General features: G+C 66.5%; 1 protein-coding gene. It reads right to left on the bottom strand.

All coding sequences use genetic code 11. The features are described 5' to 3' along the window. The coding region (locus tag ABV518_RS22280; RefSeq protein ID WP_367771833.1) for an IS110 family transposase at positions 1–797 on the bottom strand (797 nt) is incomplete at its 3' end. Positions 798–1,037 lie beyond the last annotated feature (240 nt).

Raw genomic sequence — 1,037 nt, 5'->3', positions numbered from 1 at the left:
TCGACCTTGGCCAGCACGGTATCCCTGGCGGTGTGCAGCCCGTCGAGCATGCCGGCCAGCTGCGCCAGCACGATCCCTGCCGATTCCGTGCCGGAGACCACGACGGTTTGCCGGTCCAAGGCCTGGCTGATCTCCCCGGCCAGGCGGTCACCGATCCGTGGCGCCAGCTTCCGCAACCGTGCCGCGATCCGTTTGGTCCCGGCCCGCCGCAGTGCCTGCGGGGTCGGCCAGGTCCGGAGCAGGTCCACTACGGCAGGGTGGTCCAGGCGCGGGCCCAGGACCCGTTCCAGTGCCGGGTGGATCTGGGTCAGCAGTCCCCGGATCCGGTGCGAGGTCGCGGTGGCCTGGGCGACCAGGTCATCATCGAACCCGCAGAGCATGACCAGTTCCGCGCGCTGCTCATCACCAAGTTCCAGCGACCTCAACGTCCCGGGCAGGCTGCGGGCCGCATCGGCGATGATGAACGCGTCACGGGCGTCCGTCTTCGCTTCACCCGGGTGCAGGTCCGCGATTCTGCGCATCGCCAGACCAGGCAAATACCCAACCACCGCACCGTCGGCGCGGGCCACCGCTACCGCCAGCGCCCCGACCGTGGCCGGCTGGTCCACCACAAACAGCAGCCGCCCATGAGAGCCCAGATCCTGAAGGATCTGCCGCAGCTCATCCTCATCGTTGGGCAGCGCCCGGTCCAGCAGCCTGTTCCCTGATTTATCCAGCGCCACGGCGTGATGGCCGTCCTTGCCAACATCCACACCGATGAATACATCCACCGAGCCATAATCCCTGAGCACCGCCAACACCTCCGACCACGAGCCAACAGATCCGGCCAGCCTGCCACGGTGTCGAAGCCCGGCACCCACGTTACGCACGGCAATCCAACGGCCATGTCCCTATCAGCGGTCCCTCGGCACCCGCCAACCCCGGTGACACCACTCTCGGATCATCAAAAAACAGAGCGTCACAATCATGCCGGGACCGGCAGGCCAGCACACCCACATCCTGCACCAGAAAGGGGCTACGAAAAAGGTAACGAGCGT

The organism is Arthrobacter sp. HS15c, assembly GCF_040812005.1.
Lineage (GTDB): Bacteria > Actinomycetota > Actinomycetes > Actinomycetales > Micrococcaceae > Arthrobacter.
Note: the sequence above shows the minus strand (reverse complement) of the source record. Positions and strands in the feature narration are given on the sequence as shown.